Raw genomic sequence first — 18,162 nt, 5'->3', positions numbered from 1 at the left:
TTCAGAGAACCCGATACGTATTCAGGAAAAAATCACAATGGCTATTGTAGAAGTCAAGGTCCCCCAGCTCTCCGAGTCGGTCTCGGAAGCCACCATGTTGCAGTGGAAGAAGAAGCCGGGTGAAGCGGTCGCGCAGGACGAAATTCTCATCGAAATCGAAACCGACAAGGTCGTGCTGGAAGTGCCGGCACCGTCGGCCGGCGTGCTCGCGCAAATCATCGCGAACGATGGCGACACCGTGATCGCCGATCAGGTCATCGCGATGATCGACACTGAAGGCAAGGCAGGCGCTGCTGCTGTCGAAGCAGAAGTGAAGCCTGCACCGGCGGCGGCTACGGCGCCCGCCGCTGCCGCACCGGCCCAGGCGGCATCCGCGACGGGTGCGAACACGGCGGCTTCTCCTGCTGCCAGCAAGCTGATGGCGGAAAAGAACCTGTCGTCGGGCGACGTCGCAGGCTCGGGCCGCGACGGCCGCATCACGAAGGGCGACGTGCTGACCGCAGGCTCGGCGCCGGTGCCTGCAAAAGCACCGGCACCGGCCGCCGCACCGAAGGCTGCAAAGCCGTCGCTGCCGGACGTGAAGGCGCCGGCTTCGGCCGACGCGTGGCTGAAGGACCGCCCGGAACAACGCGTTCCGATGTCGCGTCTGCGTGCACGTATCGCCGAGCGTCTGCTCGAATCGCAGCAAACCAACGCCATCCTCACGACGTTCAACGAAGTGAACATGGCGCCGGTGATGGACCTGCGCAACAAGTACAAGGACAGGTTCGAGAAGGAACATGGCGTGAAGCTCGGCTTCATGTCGTTCTTCGTGAAGGCCGCTGTTCACGCGCTGAAGAAGTTCCCGCTGGTGAACGCATCGATCGACGGTAACGACATCGTCTATCACGGCTATTTCGACATCGGTATCGCGGTCGGTTCGCCGCGCGGTCTGGTGGTGCCGATCCTGCGCAACGCCGATCAGCTGAGCCTCGCCGACATCGAGAAGAAGATCGCCGAATTCGGTCAGAAGGCGAAGGACGGCAAGCTGTCGATCGAGGAAATGACGGGCGGCACGTTCTCGATCTCGAACGGGGGTGTGTTCGGCTCGATGCTGTCGACGCCGATCATCAACCCGCCGCAATCCGCGATTCTCGGCGTGCACGCCACGAAGGAACGCGCCGTGGTCGAAAACGGCCAGATCGTGATCCGTCCGATGAACTACCTGGCGCTGTCGTACGACCACCGGATCATCGACGGTCGCGAAGCGGTGCTGTCGCTGGTCGCGATGAAGGATGCGCTGGAAGACCCGGCGCGCCTGCTGCTCGACCTGTAAATCCGCGTAACCGTCGCCATCTGCGTGACGGCGCTTCTCGCATCAGCCTGAAACCGCAGCGACGCGCGCCATGAAACATGGCTGCGCTTCGCTGCGTCATCGAAAGGATTGTCATGTCCAAGGAATTTGACGTCGTCGTGATCGGCGCCGGCCCGGGCGGCTATATCGCCGCTATCCGTGCCGCGCAGCTCGGCAAGACCGTCGCATGTATCGAAAAGTGGAAGAACCCGGCCGGCACGCTGAAGCTCGGCGGCACGTGCCTGAACGTGGGTTGCATTCCGTCGAAGGCGCTGCTCGCGTCGTCGGAAGAATTTGAAAACGCTTCGCATCACCTCGCCGACCACGGCATCTCCGTGTCGGACGTGAAGGTCGATATTTCGAAGATGCTGGCCCGCAAGGAAGGCATCGTCGAGAAGATGACGAAGGGCATCGAATTCCTGTTCCGCAAGAACAAGATCACCTGGCTCAAAGGCCACGGCAAGTTCACCGGCAAGACGGACGCCGGCGTGCAGATCGAAGTCAGCGGCGAGGGCGAAACCGAAGTCGTCACGGCGAAGAACGTGATCATCGCGACGGGTTCGAAGGCGCGCCATCTGCCGAACGTGCCGGTCGACAACAAGATCGTCGCCGACAACGAAGGCGCACTGACGTTCGACACCGTGCCGAAGAAGCTCGCCGTGATCGGTGCGGGCGTGATCGGTCTGGAACTCGGCTCGGTGTGGCGTCGCCTCGGTTCTGACGTCACGGTGCTCGAAGCGCTGCCGGAATTCCTCGGCGCGGCGGACCAGGCACTCGCGAAGGAAGCCGCGAAGCAGTTCAAGAAGCAGGGCCTCGATATTCACGTCGGCGTGAAGGTCGGCGAGATCAAGGCGACCGGCAAGAACGTATCGATCGCTTACACGGACAAGGACGGCAACGCGCAGACGCTCGACGCCGACCGCCTGATCGTATCGATCGGCCGCGTGCCGAACACCGACAACCTCGGTCTCGAGGCGATCGGCCTGAAGGCGAACGAGCGCGGCTTCATCGACGTCGACGATCATTGCGCGACGGCGGTGCCGAACGTGTACGCGATCGGCGACGTGGTGCGTGGCCCGATGCTCGCGCACAAGGCCGAAGACGAAGGCGTGCTGGTCGCCGAAATCATCGACGGCCAGAAGCCGCATATCGACTACAACTGCATTCCGTGGGTGATCTACACCGAACCGGAAATCGCGTGGGTCGGCAAGACGGAGCAGCAGCTGAAGGCCGAAGGCCGCGAAGTCAGGACGGGCCAGTTCCCGTTCATGGCGAACGGCCGCGCGCTCGGCATCAACAAGGCGGAGGGTTTCGTCAAGATGATCGCCGACGCGAAGACCGACGAGCTGCTCGGCGTACACATCATCTCGGCAAACGCATCGGACCTGATCGCGGAAGCCGTGGTGGCGATGGAATTCAAGGCCGCGTCCGAAGACCTCGGCCGCATCTGCCATCCGCACCCGTCGCTGTCCGAAGTGATGCGTGAAGCTGCGCTGGCTGTCGATAAACGCGCGCTGAACATGTAATGCATGCGGTCTGCTGACCGCGCCTTGCATCGCACTCCGAAGGCGGGCGGGTTCCAACCCTCCCGCCTTTCTTTTTTTGCTGCAACATCATGAACGTCACCGAATACTACGAAAAAGAATTGCAGACGCGCGGCTATCAATCGGACCCGGCGCAACGCGCGGCGGTCGACCGTCTGCAGCGGTGCTTTGACGAGTGGACCGAATACAAGTCGCGCCGCTCGAACGCGTTCAAGAAGCTGATCATCCATCCGGACCTGCCGCGCGGCGTCTACATGTGGGGCGGCGTGGGGCGCGGCAAGAGCTTCCTGATGGACAGCTTCTTCATGATCGTGCCGGTGCAGCGCAAGACGCGTCTGCACTTCCACGAGTTCATGCGCGAAGTACATCGCGAACTCGAGGACCTGAAAGGGCAGGCCGATCCGCTCGACGAACTCGCGCGACGCATCGCGAAGCGTTACCGGCTGATCTGTTTCGACGAATTTCACGTCTCCGATATCGCGGACGCGATGATTCTCTACCGTCTGCTCGACAAGCTGTTCGAGAACGGCGTGCAGTTCGTGATGACGTCCAACTACGATCCGGACACGCTGTATCCCGATGGCCTGCATCGCGACCGGGTGCTGCCCGCCATCGAGCTGATCAAGTCGAAGCTCGACGTGATCAACGTCGACGCCGGCATCGACTACCGGCAGCGCACGCTGGCGCAGGTCGAGGTGTATCACACGCCGCTCGGCGCGGCCGCCGACAAGGCGTTGCGCGACGCGTTCTCGCGTCTCGCGGCCGTGCCCGACGAAAGCCCGCTGCTGCACATCGAGAAACGTGAACTCAAGGCGCTGCGCCGCGCGGACGGCGTCGTGTGGTTCGATTTCGCGACGCTGTGCGGCGGCCCGCGTTCGCAGAACGACTATCTCGAACTGGCGAGCCGCTTCCATGCCGTGATCCTCTCGGGCGTGCCGCAGATGACGCCGCGCATGCAATCGGAAGCCCGGCGCTTCACCTGGCTCATCGACGTGTTCTACGATCACAAGGTCAAGCTGCTGATGTCGGCCGCCGTGCCGCCAGAAGAACTGTACGTCGATGGCCCGATGGCGAACGAGTTCACGCGAACGGCCTCGCGGATCGTCGAAATGCAGTCGAAGGAATATCTGGACACGCCGCGACGAATTGTCGATACGTCGCTGACCTAGGCGCGTGACGGTACCCGGCGCACGCAGACAAGGCACACCTGACGCTTGCCGCACGTAAGTCTCGCAAGCCATTTTCGAGATTCAGACTCTTCTGATTTTCGCGTGCAGGCTGTCTCTATATCTTCTCCTTACGGTTCTGATAAAGGAGAAGCCCGTGACCCCTTACCGCGATATTAACGACGAAGAATGGCAATGCATCGCCTCGATGCTGCCCGAACTGCGCCCGCGCTCCGAATTGCGCGGACGTCCTCTTGCCAACACGCGCTCCGTGCTGAATGGCGTGCTGTGGGTGATCTGCAGTGGCGCGACATGGTCGGCGATGCCGCGTCGTTACCCGTCTTACCAGACGTGCCATCGCCGCTTCAAGGCGTGGCACGAGTCAGGTGTGCTCAAACATGTGATGGACCATCTGTACGCTACTGCCGCTGAAGATCTCTACGTCACGATGCAGGCCCGCATGCGCGTGCACGCGAATCCTGAACAGAAGGCCGCGCGTCTCGGGAATGGTTTCCCGCATCATCCTGCCGGCGTGCTGCATGCCCGAGCGTCAAATGAAAGTGCCGTGCCAGCCGCTTCGCGGGTTCCACCCGTCAGGTCGCCCTACAAGCACGCGGCATGACGAAACGCACGTGTTTTGACCCAAAGGGAAAAGCAACAAAAAGCGGCCGACGATTACGATCGTCGGCCGCTTTTTTTCGTCTGAAGCCAGGGCTTTGACGCGTACTACGCGCCGTCTGCCACTACCGTTATTCCAGCGTTCATGGCTGGCGAATCCACGTCTGCGAGCGTCCGAGCAGCGATACGCCGATATAGCCACGCACCACCAGTTTCTGGCCGCCATCTTCCAGGTGCATCTTGCACTTGTACAGCTTGCCGTTTTCCGGATCGAGGATGTGCCCGCCGTCCCAGCCATCGCCGTCTTTCTTCATGTCGTTGATGATCGTCATGCCGAGCATCAACTGGTCCTTGCGCTCGTCCGTGCATGCGGTGCAGCGACGGTCCGGGTTGTCGTTGGGGTTGAGGCCCCTGATGATCTTGCCTGTGAGGTTGCCGTTGCCGTCAGACGTGATCTGTATCAGCGCTTTCGGTTGACCGGTGTGGTCGTCGATCGTCTGCCACGTGCCGATTGCGGTTGCGCTCTGCGCCATCGCTACAACGGCGCTCGCCATCAGGACGCCAGCCACCGCAAGATGTTTCGCCGACTTTAGCGCCACAGTGCGGGCGCGCCGCGTCAGATGCGTCAGTTGAGTCATTGTCTTCCTCCTTGTTGAAAATCGTCGCGACTGGAGTCGCGCGGCGTCGTGGTGAGTGTCAGGCGACGCCAGGCCTTGAAAGGGGTCCGGGCAGAATACGTGAAAGCACCTGTGCCGTTTGATAGTGGGCCCTCTAATCAATGCCCGGACGCTACCCGGGCACGGCGCTTTCCTGTCGCGGGGGCGTCGCTGCGAACGTGGGCTGCCTGGCCGCACCGCGTCATCAACCGGAAGGTGTGGTGGGAAAAGATACGGAAGTACCAAATTTTTGATGAAGAACCCGAAACCCGTGAAAGTGAGTAATAATGAGACAGATAGGCTAAAACAAATGTTCGAGCACAAAAAAACATGGACCATAAGTCAAAAGTTCGCCACCTGAAGCTGGTTGGGTTGGCAGGGCTGGTAGTGATCGGGGGAATGCAGGTTGTTTGCGCACAGACGAGTCCCGAACCTGTCGCAAACGTTGCAGTCGCAAGCGAAACCACCGCTCTGCCTGCTGCGGATCCTGCCGCGAGTTCCGTACTTTCCGCAGCGCCGGCACAGCCGGTCGTGCTGACCGCCGATGAGGCGAAGCAGTCGGCGACAGGTAATGTCGCCGAGCTGCAGCAGATGATCAACGGATCGGAACTCAGCGAGCTGCGCACGACCCATAACGGCAGTTACGGCGCGAGCCTGTTCTTCTACGGCAAGGAGATGACGTGGTATGTCGCCTTGTTCCAGCAGAAGAATTTCTGGCGCGTGATCAAGACGTCGGATGAAGGCCGCGCTGAAGCGATCTATCGCGACTTCGCCCGTCAGACCGTGCAGCTTTCCGACGTCGAGATCCGCCGCGCGCGGCTCGACGCGCAGAAGGCATTCACGGAACGCATGGTCGCGCTGTCGCAGGACCGCGCGAACCGCCTCCAGGCTGATCTGACCGTTGCACGCCAGCAACAGGCCATCGTCGCTGACCAGCAGAAGCAGAATCGCGACGAAGCCGCCGCGCTGCAGACGCAGAAGCTTGCCGCACAGGAGCAGTTGCGTACGGCGCAGCGTCAGGTGCGCAACCTGCAGCGTCAGCTGGAATCCGGTCTGCCGGTTTCGCGTTAATCGAGCGTAGCGCCCGGCGCGGCGCTGGCCGCGCATCATGGGCGCTGTGTTTTAACGCGGTTCAGTCAGGCATTCGACTCGCTCCGTTCCCGGTTCGCCGGACGGGGCGTGTCCGTTTGCTGCTGGCTGTCCTGTCAAACTTCGTTGCTGTCTTGCGTCGCCGCGTCGTGGGGTTGATACGCCGGTGACCGATGCGGCAGCGACGCCCCAGCTCTCCATTCGGGCGATTTCCGGCGCGCCGCCACGCTACTGTGTGCCCGCTGCTTCCGCCCGCGCGAGGCGGCGCCGCGACACACTCTCCCATACTGCAACGACGATCATGACGACGGTCGTGAGGCCGCCCGTCATCAGCAGGTCGGTGTGCAGCGCGAACGGTGACACGATTGCGAGCAGGACAAGCCCGACCCAATGCGACAGTGGAAACCAGCCGTACACGACCCGCTTGTATAGTCCGTTGCCCACGATAAAGATCGCCGGGCCACCGGTGAGCAGCCACGCTGTTGCCCACGCGATACGCTCGTCCGGATGCAGGATCACGAGATCGTCGGCCGCGGCGCAGACGATGATCCCGGCGATCAGGATCACATGCACATAGTGGAAATACGCGGCCATGAGCCCGGGTTCGCCGGAGCGTCTGATCGCACGGCTTCCGGCGCTGCTGCTGGAGTCGAAGTACACCCACCACATCGCGACGCTGCCGAAAAAGCACACCAGAAACGCGATGACGGCAGGCGCGCTCCATGCCTCGATGTCCGACAGCGTACCGCCGGTCACCAGCACCGATTCGCCCAGCGCGAGTATCACGAACGCCTGGCAGCGTTCCGCGATATGGCCGCCTTCGGTTGAACGCCAGTCTGCCGCGCCCGAACGGCCGAGCCCTGGCAGCGGAAAGCCGAACATGGGCGACAGGTACTCGCAGAGCACCGCGAAGGCCCAGCACGCGAAACGCCCGGGGCCTTCAAGAACCCCGCCCACGATCCAGGCGATACCCGAAATCACGAGCCATCCGCAGATGCGCCGGAAGTTCGCCGTCAGCGCGTGCTGGCTGCCCAGAAAACGCAGCACGACGATGCTTCGGCCCACCTGGATCGTCACGTAACTGATCGCGAACACCAGCCCACGCTCGCCCCAGGCGAGCGGCAGACTGGCGGCCATCACCATGCCGACCAGCATCACCGCGAAAAGCAGCAGCCGCACCGGAATACGCTCGGGATCGAACCAGTTGGTGACCCAGCACGTGTACTGCCAGCCGAGCCAGACCGCGAACCAGAGAATGAGCGTCTGCAGCGCGCCGAACGCACTCAGGTCGTGGACGAGCCGGTGCGACAGTTGCGTGACCGCGAATGCATAGATCAGGTCGAAGAACAGTTCGACATAGGTAACCCGCGCTTCCTGACCGTCGCGTGGACGCAGGAAACGGGCGGTGCCGGTCGGCATGGTGTCGTTCCTTGTGCTGGACGCTCCGGGACGTCCAGGCTCGCGCGCGGCCGGTCATCGGCGACTGCGCGGACCCGTCCGGGCGGCCATACCGTGTTGCCATGGTCAGCGCATGGCGCGCCATGACCCGGTCAGTGCAACGTACGACCGGCACTCTTTCGCGCCTTGTCTTCATCCTCTTCGGGATGAACCGCGATTGGGTCGCTGGCGGGAAAGGTTTCCTCAAGCGCCTCGTCGAGACGGTCGTCTGTCGGATCGGCCGGCTCCGGCTGCGGCTCCGGCGCACGGGTTGTGGGTTTCGACATGATTGCGCTCCGCTCGAAGAGGTGGAACACCCAGCATAGCGCAAAGACATGTGCACCGAACACCTGGCCGTCCGGCCATTTCCGCGTCGCGTGCCGGTGTCACGTCAGGCCCGATCGAAGACTTTCGGCGGAAGCTGAAAAATCGCGCCGTATCGCTCGTCCTGGTTGTGTCACGGCGATAGCACAAGCTGGTGCCATTCGCGTCGACATACGGACAGGGCGACTCTGACATGGACATGAAAACGAAGGGGCCGGCGCAACGCGTTCATGCCTCGCACGTGGTGGAGGCGGAACTGGCACATCTGGAATGGGCGACGCGGCAACCGGTCGACCGGACGCTGAGCCCCGACTACTGGCAGCGCCGCGTGCTCGCGGTGAAATGCAGGTTTGAATTGACGCCGCAGCAGGGGCAGCGCGTCGAGGTCATCCTGAAGCGGATCGAAGCGATCCTGCAGCGACTCGACAATCGCCTCCGGTAGCGCCGGTCTTCCAGATTGCGTGAAGCGCCCGAAGACCGGCCGCCCGGACCGGTTATTCGTTGCCGCTATTGTTGTTGCCGTCACCGTTGGCGTTGCCGAACAGGCGCCGGCGACGCGTCACGACGACCGGGCCGTCCGACGCGGGGCGATCCGGCGGGGCCGACGAGCTGCCCGGACCCGATCCGCCGCCCGCACCTGAATCCGGAGCGGACGAAGAAGGCGAAGACGGGCCCGAAGAACCCGAACCATACGGGCCACGCGGCTCGCGGGGTTCGCGCGGCTCACGGTGATCGCGCGAGCCGTGCGGCCCACGCGTTGTGTGTTCGCCATGCGACGGCCGGCCCGCGCGCGGCGCCGGACGGGTGCCGGTATCGAGCTGGATGGTCGAGATGGCGCGTTTGTAGATGCCCTGCAGGCCAACGGGCGTGCGCAGCATCACCAGGTACTGATCGAACGACTCGATGCATCCCGTCAGGCGAATGCCATTGACGAGATAAATTTCAACGCGCTTTCGTTCTTTGCGCGCTGCGTTCATGAAGTCGTTTTGCGGATGCGATTCTGCGGAAGGCATGGGCGATTCGGAGGCGGGCAGCGATGCGCCGCGGTCAGTTATAAGAATGGCTACTCGCCGCGATTCTACCCTGTACCGGATACAAACGCGCTGTGCGGGCGGCCTCACGCCCACTATAACGGCTTGCGCGCCCGGAAGCACCCCTTAACGTATGGTGTAACGTGTAGTTACGAATTATCGCCGTCCCGCGCGCGAAATGACGTGCCGCAGCGGCCTGTGATGTCCGGTCACGGGTGGGGCGGACAACGGTTGCCGGAATAAAAGCAGGGTGGGGAACGTTAAGTCTGCATGGTGAGCGCCGGATGATCCGGCGCCTCCAGTCCGACGGAACCCGCGACACCCGACCCAACCTGGGCGAGCCCGCCGGCCCGCGCGACTGCCGCACGTCCGTGGGGCGGCGCCCGCGCCGTCCAGTGCCCACCCGCAGGAGACGACTGATGAACATGCCTCGCATTCTTTCCGCTGCACTGACGGTTCTCGTACTCGCGCTTTCGTCGCTGACGGCGGCGTGTGGCGATATGGGCGCCTCGGGCAGCGGCACGTCGAGCAGCGGCAGCAGCAGCGGCGGCTACTGACTCTGTGCTGCGTCTGAACGCCCGGCGGGCGAGCTTCGAAGCCGACGTCATTTCATGGCTCCCGCAGCTGCGCCGCTATGCGCGCGCGCTGACGGGTGATGTCGCGTGGGCGGACGATCTGGTGCAGGACACCGCGGAGCGCGCGCTCGCCCGCTGGACGGCGTTCCGGCCGGATACGAACCTGCGCGCGTGGCTGCTGACGATCCTGCGGCATCTGTATATCGACCAGCTGCGGATGCGCCGCGAGATCGCCGTCGACGACGAAAGCGCGCCGTGGCGAAACATGGAAGCGCCGCACGGCGAGGTCGACGGGCTCGTGCTGCGCGATGTGCAGCGGGCGCTGTATTACCTGCCGGTCGAGCAACGCGAGGTTTTGCTACTGGTGTGTATCGAGGAATTGTCGTATCAGGAAACATCGACGGCGCTTGGGGTGCCGATCGGTACGGTGATGTCGCGGTTGTCCCGCGCGCGTGAACACATGCGGGCCCTGCTGACCGAAGGCCCGGCGCGCAAAACCCCGCCGTTGAAAGTCGTAAGAGGCGCGTGATGACGAACGACGAAGAACACGATCACGTTCACGATCCTGATTGCGCATCCGGGCTGGATCTGCGCGCGCTATCGGCGCTCGTCGACGACGAGTTGCCCGAAAGCGCGCGCGCGGCGCTCCTTGAACGGCTGGAGCAGGATCCGGACGCGGCCAGCCGGGTCGCCGGCTACCGGGCGCAAAAGGCCGCCTTGCAGGCGCTCGGCGCATCGGCGGCGCACAACAGCGCGCCACAGGTGGTCGTTTTGCGTCCGCACCGGCCGTGGTGGGGGCAGGCGGGAATCGCGGCGTGCTGGCTGGTGGCGGGCGCGAGCCTCGCGCTGACGCTCGCGCCGATCGCGCCGCGCCTGATCGGTGGCGGAAGCGGCGAGCCCACGTTCGCGCAGCGCGCCGATATCGCTTATGCCGTCTACACGCCGGAGCGCCGGCATCCAGTGGAAGTGGCCGCGTCCGAAGAGGAGCATCTCATCACGTGGCTCTCGAAGCGGCTGAACCGGTCGCTTTCGGTGCCATCGCTGCAGGAGTACGGCTATACGCTCGTCGGAGGCCGGCTGCTGCCGGGCGAAGCGGGGCCCGCGGCGCAGTTCATGTACGAGAATCACCTCGGCGCGCGCCTGACGCTTTACGTCACCGCCACGCGAAAGGGTGAAACGGCGTTCCGCCTGTTCCGCGACGGCAACCGCCGCACGTTCTACTGGGTGAGCGACGAAATGGGCTACGCGCTTTCCGGACCGATTTCGGAAGGCAAGCTGCGCACCATCGCAATCGATGTCTGCAGCGAGCTCGGCGGGCGGCCGGAGTCATGGCAATAACGTGCTTTTTGCCCGTGGCGCTGGCAGCCCGACGACACTGAAGCAACGCAACGCACGACAAGGAACAAGGACATACAAAGGCAGGACCGCGCGGGGATCGGCAAGGACGGCGACGCAAGCCGTCAAGGCAGGGCAGCATCATGCGCAATCTGACTGGACTGGGAGCGGTGCTGGGTACTTGCATCGCATGCACGACGCCGGTGGCATCGCAATCGGTGACGGACGATCCGCTGAACGATCCGGCGCTGATGTGCCGTACTGTTTTCGGCGAGGCACAAATCGACGGTGTGACGCAGCAGATTGTCGGACGCGCGTGCCGGCAGCCGGACGGCACCTGGCAGATCGTGCAGGACGCCGACGGCAGCGAGGCCGCCATTTACCCCGTTCCCGCGTATCCGTACTATCCGTATTACGACCCGTGGTACTGGGGGCCGCCTGTTGCGATCGGCGTGGGTGCCTCGTTTATCTTCGTCGATCATTTTCACCACTTCCATCACATGGATCACATCCACTACGGACATCCATCGTATGGCATGGGCATGCACGGCGGCTTTCACGGCACAGGCGGCGGTTTTCACGGCATGGGCGGTATGCGGCCGACCGGCGGCTTGTCGGGAGGACGGGGGCGACGCTAGCGGGTGACATCACGCTCCGTTCGCACCGGCGTTTGTGCGTGCCGGTTGCACCGCTGTCGGCCGTCGACAGTCGATGGCCGCCTGCATCGAGGAGGGTGACTTGGACCGCATCTTGCCGCCGGCCGTATCCGGAGCGAACTTCGAGCGCGCGCTCGATGCGTGGGCGTCGATTGTCGGCGCCGCTAACGTCGTGTCGTCGTCCACGGGGCTTGCGCCGTATCGCGATCCGTTTGCGCCCGGCAAGGCGTTTGATTTCGCCGCATCGGCCGCGCTGCTGCCGGCTTCCGTGGATGAAATCCGCGCGGTGTTGCGCGTCGCCACGCAGTTTCGCATTCCACTGTGGACCGTTTCGACCGGACGCAACTTCGCGTACGGCGGCGCGGCGCCGCGTCTGGCCGGCTCCGTCGTGCTCGACCTGCAACGGATGAACCGGATCCTCCATGTCGATGAATCGCTCGCTTACGCGCTCGTCGAACCGGGCGTCAGCTATTTCGATCTCCACGCGCATCTGCGCGACAAGGGTTACCGGCTGTGGGTCGATCCGCCCGCGGCGGGCTGGGGCAGCGTGATCGGCAACACGCTCGAACGCGGTTTTGGCTATACGCCGTACGGCGATCATGCCGCGACGCAGTGCGGCATGGAAGTCGTGCTGGCAAACGGCGACGTGGTGCGCACAGGCATGGGCGGCATCGAGCCCGGTACGTCGTGGCAGTTGTACAAGCCAGGCTATGGCCCGTCGTTCGATGCGATGTTCATGCAGTCGAACTTCGGCATCGTCACGAAGATGGGCGTGTGGCTGATGCCGGCACCGCCTGCGTATCTGCTCGGCGAATTCCAGTTTCGCAACGAAAGCGATCTTGAGACGATCGTCGAAACGCTGCGGCCGCTGCGGCTCGACGACACGATCCGCAACCACGCGGTGATCGAAGGGGCGATCCGGCGCGCGGCGGGTCTTGCACCGCGCTCGCAGTATTACGACGGTGCGGGGCCGATGCCCGAGCGCGCGGTTCTCGCGATGATGGACCGGTTGCACATCGGCCGCTGGAACCTGCATTTCGCGCTCTACGGCAACGAGGACGTGATCGACGCGCAGTACGCAAGCGTGCATCGTGCGTTTGCGCGAGTGCCGGGCGCGGTGCTGTCGGCGGCGCGTTACGCGGGCGATGCGCAGCCTGCCGGCGGTGGCGACCGCAACCTCGCCGGCATTCCCGCGATGAGCGCGTTTCGCATGCTCGACTGGCGGGGCGGCGCGGGTGCGCATGTCGATTTCTCGCCGGTGTGTCCGGCAACCGGCCGCGATGCGATGCGTCAGTACACGATGGTGAAGGCGCGCGCGGCGGAATATGGCTTCGATTACTACGGCGGCTTCACGGCGGGCACGCGCCATCTGCATCACATCTTCGCGATCATTTTCGATCGCGACGACGCGCGGCAACCTGAAGTCGCGGGCGATCTGCTGCGCGCGCTGATGAGCGACGCGCGAGCCGCGGGCTACGGCGAATATCGCGCGCACCTCGCGTACATGGATTTCGCCGCGGCGCAATACAGCTTCAACGATGGCGCGATGCTGCGGCTGTCGGAGACGGTCAAGGACGCGCTCGATCCCGCGGGCATTCTGTCGCCGGGCAAGCAGGGCATCTGGCCGCGCGCATGGCGCGACAAGCGGGGTTACACGTGAACGTGAACGCGGACGACCGTGGGCATCTGGATTCACACGACGCATGCGCAGGGGGACGCAGATGGATCGACGCACGTTCATGACACACAGCGTGCTGCTCGTCGCGGCTGGGTGCGCGACGCCCGCGTTTGCGCACGCGATCCGCATGCCCGGCACAATTGCGGTGTATGACCTGACGCTCGCACATGGCCGCGCGCTGGCGGAACACGCGGCGGCGAGCGGTTTGCCCGCGTTCGATACCGGCGAGGATATCGGCGCGCTCTGGTATGCGACGCTCGCGCCGCACGTCGTGCAAAAGCGCGGTTTGCTGATCGGCGTGACGCGTCGCTCCGATTATTTCGTGCTGACGCAGTTCGTTGCACGCACGATGGGCGGAGCCGCTTTACAGCGAGACATTTCACGCAGGCTGGAGTCGACGGGGGCATCCTACTTCGTCATTGACTGCGCAACCCGCCCGCGCGACGTAACACGCAAAACCAGAAACGCAAAAGACGAAGCCTAGAACCTGTAACCCGGATTTTTCGGGTCGAATGTAGCGTCGTCGAAGGTTTTCGGCGTGACGGTTTCGAAGACGATTTTCTCGAAGATCCGGCCTTCGTTGTCATAGGATTCGACGCTGCGAAACCACGGATGCCGCAGATCGAGCCCGAGCGTTTCCTTTTTTGCGTAGAACGCGGGCTGGCCGGTCGGCGTTTCATAGGTGAAGGCGACCACGCGCACGTCGTCGATGGTTTTCACCTCGATCTGGTTCGGATGCCCGATGCCGGCGTCGGCAAACTTCTGCCCTTCCGAGAGAAACTGCTGCGCGATGTATTCCGTTCCGAGATCGCGCACCTGATGGTTCGACTGGGCGCGCGCGAGTGCGCCGTTTAGCGACGTCCACAGCGGCATCACGTTCAGGAGGCCGCCAAGGTGGCCGTACATTTCATCGCTGCGTTTCGATTCGTCGTAGATGATTTCCTGGCCCGAATGCGCGCCGTCGGGCAGCCATTTCGCGTAGATCCGCAGCGGGTCGCGCGTGAGGCGCACGAGCATATGATCAGGCTTGTCCGGCCACACGCCCCGGATGCGTTCCTGCCGCGCCATCGTGAACTCATACGACGGATAACCGTTTGGCCCTTCCTTCACGTAGCGCGGCACAGTCTGCGAATCGAGCGACTGGAACAGCGCGAGTAGCTGCGCGTCATCGAGTTTCTCGAGGGCGCCGCTTTGCGATGCGCGACGCAGCCAGCGCACCTGCTGATCGACGGGCAGCCGGCCGACCTGCGCCGGCGCGACGATGGTGGTTGCCGCGCCGGTGGGCGAGAGCAAAGGCGAGGGCGTGCCGCCCTGCGCGTGGACAGCATTCGCCACGATGCCCGCGCAAACCAGCACCCCGCATGCGACGAAACGGACGTGCGGTGCAGTGCGCGTCGATCGATACCGCGGATACGTCATCCTGCTCTCTCCCGGGTCAACGCCGGTGCGCACGGTTTGCCGGTGCGCGCTTACTCCGGCTTCTGCTTTGCGAGTTCCTCTTCGCGCAACTGACGGCGCAGGATCTTGCCGACGTTGGTTTGCGGCAGTTCGTCGCGGAACTCGACCACCTTCGGCACCTTGTAACCTGTCAGCAACTTGCGGCAATGCGCGATGACCTGCTCCTGCGTGAGCGAGCGGTTGCGCGGCACGATGAACACCTTGATGCGCTCGCCCTGCGCGGCATCGGGGATGCCGATGGCCGCGACTTCGCGCACATCCGGATGCATCGCGATCACGTCTTCCACTTCGTTCGGGTACACGTTGAAGCCGGACACGAGAATCATGTCCTTCTTGCGATCGATGAGACGCATGAAACCGCGCGAATCCATGACGCCGATGTCACCGGTGGCGAGCCAGCCATCTTCGTCGAACACCTTCGCGGTTTCCTCCGGACGGTTCCAGTAGCCCTTCATCACCTGCGGACCCTTCACGCACAACTCGCCCGCTTCGCCTACGTTCGCCCACGTACCGTCGTCCTTCCTGAAACGAACCTGCGTGGAAGGCGCGGGCAGGCCGATCGAGCCTTCGAAATCGCGCATGTGCTTCAGGTCGACCGGATTCATCGAGACGATCGGCGAGCATTCGGTGAGCCCGTAACCTTCGATGATCGGCTGGCCGGTCACCGCCTTGAAGCGATCCGCGACGGCCTTCTGCGTTGCCATGCCACCTGCCATCGCGAGCTTCAGGTTCGAGAAATCGCGCTTGCAGAACTCTTCGTTTTCGAGGAACGCGTTATAGAGTGTATTGACCGCCGTGATGCCGGTGAATTTCTCGTGACGGATGATCATCATCACGCGCTTCACGTCGCGCGGATTCGCGATCAGGATGTTGCGCCCGCCGAGTCCCATGAAAATCAGCGCGTTCACTGTCAGCGAAAAGATGTGATAAAGCGGCAACGGCGTGAGCACGGTCTCGGCATCGCCCGTCAGTTGACCGGCGGACCACGCCTTTGCCTGCAGCAGGTTCGCGATGATGTTGCGATGCGTGAGCATCGCGCCTTTCGCAACACCGGTGGTGCCGCCGGTGTATTGCAGGAACGCGATGTCGTCATGCGTCGGATGCACGGGGGTGAGCGGACGCGTGTAGCCGGTCGCCAGCGCGTCGAGTAGTTTCACGGCTTGCGGAATGTGCCAGGCCGGCACCAGTTTCTTGACGTGGCGCAGCATGAAATTGATCAGACGGCCCTTGATGTTCAGGCCATCCTTGAGCAGATCGCCGAGCCCGGTCACGATCACGTTTTGCACCTTCGTGCCGGGCAGCGCCTCTTCGACCACCTTCGCGAAGTTCTCGAACACGATGATCGTCTGCGCGCCGCTGTCCTTGAGCTGATGGGCGAGTTCGCGCACGGTGTAGAGCGGATTCACGTTCACGACCACCGCACCGGCCTTCAGCACGCCAAAGAGCGACACCGGATACTGGAAGGTGTTCGGCAGCATGATCGCGACGCGATCGCCGGGTTTCACGCCGATGCCCTGCAGGTAGGCGGCGAACGCGGTGGCCTTGCGCGCGAGTTCGCCATACGTCATCTCTTCGCCGACGCTCACGTACGCCACGCGCTCGCGGAACTGCGCGACGCATTCGTCGAAAAACTGCACGAGCGACGCGTACTGGTTGACGTCGATTTCGTGCGGCACGCCGGATGGCCAGGAGTCGAACCAGATGCCGTCGGTGTTCGGCACTGTCGATGCCTTCGATGCGGCTCCGCCCATGGCGTCCTGCGAAGATGCTGCGCCTGTCGAAGGCGATTGCGTGGTCGGGATCATCGCTTGTCTCCTGAGTCTGACTGTATTGTTGTGGTTGTCATTTTAATGCTCACCGTGGTGCCGCTAGCGTTCGAGAATGGCGACAACGCCCTGGCCGCCCGCCGCGCAGATCGAGATCAGTCCGCGCGCGGTGCCTGCTGGCTTGTCGAGTTGAGCAAGCAGCTTTGCGAGTCCTGCAACGATACGTCCGCCGGTGGCCGCGAACGGATGGCCCGTTGCGAGCGAACCGCCGTTCACGTTCAGTTTCGTGCGATCGATCGTGCCGAGCGGGCCGGGCAGGTCCAGTTGCGTGCGGCAATACTCGTCATCCTGCCACGCCGCGAGCGTGCACAGCACCTGCGCCGCGAACGCCTCGTGAATTTCGTAGAAGTCGAAGTCCTGCAGGCTCAGGCCGGCGCGCGCCAGCATGCGCGGCACCGCATACGCGGGCGCCATCAGCAGGCCTTCCTTTTTATCGAAGAAATCGACAGCGGCGGTCTCCGACCATGTCAGATACGCGAGCACCGGCAGGCCGCGTCCGGCCGCCCACGCTTCGCTCGCAAGCAGCACGGCGGACGCACCGTCGGTGAGCGGCGTCGAATTGCCGGCCGTCAGCGTGCCCGCGTCGCGATCGAATGCGGGCTTGAGCCCGGCGAGTTTTTCGGGCGTGAGATCGGCGCGCAGGTTGTTGTCGGCTGTCAGGCCGCGATACGGCGTCATCAGATCGTTGAGGAACCCGTTCCGGCTGGCTTCCGCGAGCTTGCGGTGGCTTTCGAGCGCGAGCGCATCCTGCGCTTCGCGCTCGATGCCCCAACGCTTCGCCATGCGCTCGCAATGCTCGCCCATCGAAAGGCCCGTGCGCGGCTCGACGTTGCGCGGCAGCAGCGGTGTGAAAAACATCCGCGGGCGCAGCTTTGCCAGCGCGCCGACGCGCTGGCCGGTTGTCTTGCCGCGGTTCGCTTCGAGGAGGATCTGGCGCATCTTTTCGTTGACGCCGACCGGCGCGTCCGACGTCGTATCGACGCCGCCCGCGATGCCCGCTTCGATCTGCCCGAGTGCGATCTTGTTCGCGACGAGAATCGCTGCTTCGAGGCCGGTGCCGCAGGCCTGCTGCACGTCGTAGGCAGGGGTTTCCTTCGCGAGCGTGGTGGAGAGCAGCGATTCGCGCGTCAGGTTGAAGTCACGTGAATGTTTGATGACCGCACCCGCCGCGACTTCGCCCAGTCTCACGCCGTGCAGGTTGAAGCGGTCGATCAGACCCTGCAGCGTGAACGTCAGCATGTCCTGGTTCGATGCGCTTGCGTAAGCCGTGTTGGACCGCGCGAACGGAATGCGGTTGCCGCCGACGACGGCGACGCGCCGCACGGCAGGAAGCGGGTGAGACATGCTCGGCTCCTTCAGGTCATGCCCTGATTATCGATAGATTCAGACGAATGCGGCGGATCGTCTGCATCGACCGCTGCAAAAGCAGTAACGAA

At 63.6% G+C, this 18,162-nt stretch carries 19 protein-coding genes and 1 pseudogene; 13 read left to right on the top strand and 7 right to left on the bottom strand.

From position 1 onward, the window contains the following. Positions 1 to 37: 37 nt before the first annotated feature. From odhB to LPA37_RS18835, 4 genes are all read left to right on the top strand, one after another. Complete coding sequence (odhB, locus tag LPA37_RS18850) at positions 38 to 1,315, top strand: 2-oxoglutarate dehydrogenase complex dihydrolipoyllysine-residue succinyltransferase (protein ID WP_229013325.1); 1,278 nt, start codon at positions 38 to 40, stop codon at positions 1,313 to 1,315. Between the two features lie 113 nt (positions 1,316 to 1,428). Continuing rightward, the gene (gene lpdA / locus LPA37_RS18845; RefSeq protein WP_228983948.1) at positions 1,429 to 2,859 is read left to right on the top strand and encodes a dihydrolipoyl dehydrogenase; all 1,431 of its coding nucleotides are present in this window, start codon (positions 1,429 to 1,431) and stop codon (positions 2,857 to 2,859) included. An 89-nt stretch (positions 2,860 to 2,948) separates the two neighbouring features. Further along, a complete protein-coding gene (zapE, locus tag LPA37_RS18840) occupies positions 2,949 to 4,046 on the top strand; it encodes a cell division protein ZapE (RefSeq protein ID WP_228983951.1) in 1,098 nt (365 codons plus the stop codon). Between the two features lie 154 nt (positions 4,047 to 4,200). Next, positions 4,201 to 4,665, top strand: coding sequence for a transposase (locus tag LPA37_RS18835; RefSeq protein ID WP_228983953.1), 465 nt, complete (start codon positions 4,201 to 4,203; stop codon positions 4,663 to 4,665). Positions 4,666 to 4,804: 139 nt separating this feature from the next. On the opposite strand, the gene LPA37_RS18830 is transcribed toward LPA37_RS18835, so the two are convergent. Beyond that, positions 4,805 to 5,299, bottom strand: coding sequence for a DUF2147 domain-containing protein (locus tag LPA37_RS18830; protein ID WP_407672562.1), 495 nt, complete (start codon positions 5,297 to 5,299; stop codon positions 4,805 to 4,807). 219 nt (positions 5,300 to 5,518) lie between these two features. Here LPA37_RS18830 and LPA37_RS18825 point away from each other — a divergent pair. After that, a pseudogene (locus LPA37_RS18825) lies at positions 5,519 to 5,602 on the top strand (helix-turn-helix domain-containing protein); the annotation flags it as partial. A 45-nt stretch (positions 5,603 to 5,647) separates the two neighbouring features. Beyond that, positions 5,648 to 6,388, top strand: a complete 741-nt coding sequence (locus tag LPA37_RS18820) for a DUF2968 domain-containing protein (RefSeq protein WP_228982514.1) — start codon at positions 5,648 to 5,650, stop codon at positions 6,386 to 6,388. A 246-nt stretch (positions 6,389 to 6,634) separates the two neighbouring features. Here LPA37_RS18820 and LPA37_RS18815 read toward each other — a convergent pair whose 3' ends face one another. Next, the gene (locus tag LPA37_RS18815; protein WP_229013324.1) at positions 6,635 to 7,825 is read right to left on the bottom strand and encodes a low temperature requirement protein A; all 1,191 of its coding nucleotides are present in this window, start codon (positions 7,823 to 7,825) and stop codon (positions 6,635 to 6,637) included. Between the two features lie 131 nt (positions 7,826 to 7,956). Beyond that, positions 7,957 to 8,130 carry a hypothetical protein gene (locus LPA37_RS18810; RefSeq protein WP_228982509.1) on the bottom strand — a complete coding sequence of 58 codons (174 nt, stop codon included), beginning with the start codon at positions 8,128 to 8,130 and terminating at the stop codon, positions 7,957 to 7,959. Between the two features lie 230 nt (positions 8,131 to 8,360). Between LPA37_RS18810 and LPA37_RS18805 the strand changes: the two genes are divergently transcribed. Next, the gene (locus tag LPA37_RS18805) at positions 8,361 to 8,609 is read left to right on the top strand and encodes a hypothetical protein (RefSeq protein ID WP_228982507.1); all 249 of its coding nucleotides are present in this window, start codon (positions 8,361 to 8,363) and stop codon (positions 8,607 to 8,609) included. A 52-nt stretch (positions 8,610 to 8,661) separates the two neighbouring features. On the opposite strand, the gene hfq is transcribed toward LPA37_RS18805, so the two are convergent. Next, positions 8,662 to 9,180: an RNA chaperone Hfq gene (gene hfq / locus LPA37_RS18800; protein WP_229013323.1), complete on the bottom strand. Its 519-nt coding sequence runs from the start codon at positions 9,178 to 9,180 to the stop codon at positions 8,662 to 8,664. Between the two features lie 437 nt (positions 9,181 to 9,617). Here hfq and LPA37_RS18795 point away from each other — a divergent pair, with 437 nt between their 5' ends. From LPA37_RS18795 to LPA37_RS18770, 6 genes are all read left to right on the top strand, one after another. Beyond that, entirely contained in the window at positions 9,618 to 9,755 is a 138-nt protein-coding gene (locus LPA37_RS18795; RefSeq protein WP_228982505.1) for a hypothetical protein, read from the top strand. Positions 9,756 to 9,768: 13 nt separating this feature from the next. After that, positions 9,769 to 10,302, top strand: a complete 534-nt coding sequence (locus LPA37_RS18790; RefSeq protein ID WP_228982533.1) for a sigma-70 family RNA polymerase sigma factor — start codon at positions 9,769 to 9,771, stop codon at positions 10,300 to 10,302. Next, on the top strand, positions 10,302 to 11,111 hold the full coding sequence (locus LPA37_RS18785; protein ID WP_228982504.1) for an anti-sigma factor family protein: 810 nt from the start codon (positions 10,302 to 10,304) through the stop codon (positions 11,109 to 11,111). The genes LPA37_RS18790 and LPA37_RS18785 overlap by 1 nt, the downstream gene beginning before the upstream one ends. Before the next feature lie 140 nt (positions 11,112 to 11,251). After that, a complete protein-coding gene (locus tag LPA37_RS18780) occupies positions 11,252 to 11,746 on the top strand; it encodes a hypothetical protein (RefSeq protein ID WP_229013322.1) in 495 nt (164 codons plus the stop codon). Between the two features lie 100 nt (positions 11,747 to 11,846). Next, positions 11,847 to 13,424, top strand: a complete 1,578-nt coding sequence (locus tag LPA37_RS18775) for an FAD-binding protein (RefSeq protein ID WP_229013321.1) — start codon at positions 11,847 to 11,849, stop codon at positions 13,422 to 13,424. Positions 13,425 to 13,485: 61 nt separating this feature from the next. Next, positions 13,486 to 13,926, top strand: a complete 441-nt coding sequence (locus LPA37_RS18770) for a hypothetical protein (protein ID WP_229013320.1) — start codon at positions 13,486 to 13,488, stop codon at positions 13,924 to 13,926. Here the strand turns inward: LPA37_RS18770 and LPA37_RS18765 are convergent. The 3 genes from LPA37_RS18765 to LPA37_RS18755 all read right to left on the bottom strand — a co-directional run bounded on the left by LPA37_RS18765 (position 13,923) and on the right by LPA37_RS18755 (position 18,070). Continuing rightward, positions 13,923 to 14,861: a DUF1571 domain-containing protein gene (locus LPA37_RS18765; protein ID WP_228982498.1), complete on the bottom strand. Its 939-nt coding sequence runs from the start codon at positions 14,859 to 14,861 to the stop codon at positions 13,923 to 13,925. The two genes, LPA37_RS18770 and LPA37_RS18765, sit on opposite strands and share 4 nt — an antisense overlap. A 50-nt stretch (positions 14,862 to 14,911) precedes the next feature. Then, complete coding sequence (locus LPA37_RS18760) at positions 14,912 to 16,705, bottom strand: AMP-binding protein (protein WP_324251777.1); 1,794 nt, start codon at positions 16,703 to 16,705, stop codon at positions 14,912 to 14,914. Between the two features lie 63 nt (positions 16,706 to 16,768). Continuing rightward, positions 16,769 to 18,070: an acetyl-CoA C-acetyltransferase gene (locus LPA37_RS18755; RefSeq protein WP_229013319.1), complete on the bottom strand. Its 1,302-nt coding sequence runs from the start codon at positions 18,068 to 18,070 to the stop codon at positions 16,769 to 16,771. Positions 18,071 to 18,162: the final 92 nt, after the last annotated feature.

The organism is Paraburkholderia gardini (assembly GCF_907164545.1).
GTDB classification, from domain to species: Bacteria; Pseudomonadota; Gammaproteobacteria; order Burkholderiales; family Burkholderiaceae; genus Paraburkholderia; species Paraburkholderia gardini.
Note: the sequence above shows the minus strand (reverse complement) of the source record. Positions and strands in the feature narration are given on the sequence as shown.

Coding starts and splice junctions, on each gene's coding strand:
- odhB (WP_229013325.1), top strand. CDS start 38: ATGGCTATTGTAGAAGTCAAGGTCCCCCAGCTCTCCGAGTCGGTCTCG.
- lpdA (WP_228983948.1), top strand. CDS start 1,429: ATGTCCAAGGAATTTGACGTCGTCGTGATCGGCGCCGGCCCGGGCGGC.
- zapE (WP_228983951.1), top strand. CDS start 2,949: ATGAACGTCACCGAATACTACGAAAAAGAATTGCAGACGCGCGGCTAT.
- LPA37_RS18830 (WP_407672562.1), bottom strand. CDS start 5,299: ATGACTCAACTGACGCATCTGACGCGGCGCGCCCGCACTGTGGCGCTA.
- LPA37_RS18820 (WP_228982514.1), top strand. CDS start 5,648: ATGGACCATAAGTCAAAAGTTCGCCACCTGAAGCTGGTTGGGTTGGCA.
- LPA37_RS18815 (WP_229013324.1), bottom strand. CDS start 7,825: ATGCCGACCGGCACCGCCCGTTTCCTGCGTCCACGCGACGGTCAGGAA.
- LPA37_RS18810 (WP_228982509.1), bottom strand. CDS start 8,130: ATGTCGAAACCCACAACCCGTGCGCCGGAGCCGCAGCCGGAGCCGGCC.
- LPA37_RS18805 (WP_228982507.1), top strand. CDS start 8,361: ATGGACATGAAAACGAAGGGGCCGGCGCAACGCGTTCATGCCTCGCAC.
- hfq (WP_229013323.1), bottom strand. CDS start 9,180: ATGCCTTCCGCAGAATCGCATCCGCAAAACGACTTCATGAACGCAGCG.
- LPA37_RS18795 (WP_228982505.1), top strand. CDS start 9,618: ATGAACATGCCTCGCATTCTTTCCGCTGCACTGACGGTTCTCGTACTC.
- LPA37_RS18785 (WP_228982504.1), top strand. CDS start 10,302: ATGACGAACGACGAAGAACACGATCACGTTCACGATCCTGATTGCGCA.
- LPA37_RS18780 (WP_229013322.1), top strand. CDS start 11,252: ATGCGCAATCTGACTGGACTGGGAGCGGTGCTGGGTACTTGCATCGCA.
- LPA37_RS18770 (WP_229013320.1), top strand. CDS start 13,486: ATGGATCGACGCACGTTCATGACACACAGCGTGCTGCTCGTCGCGGCT.
- LPA37_RS18765 (WP_228982498.1), bottom strand. CDS start 14,861: ATGACGTATCCGCGGTATCGATCGACGCGCACTGCACCGCACGTCCGT.
- LPA37_RS18760 (WP_324251777.1), bottom strand. CDS start 16,705: ATGATCCCGACCACGCAATCGCCTTCGACAGGCGCAGCATCTTCGCAG.
- LPA37_RS18755 (WP_229013319.1), bottom strand. CDS start 18,070: ATGTCTCACCCGCTTCCTGCCGTGCGGCGCGTCGCCGTCGTCGGCGGC.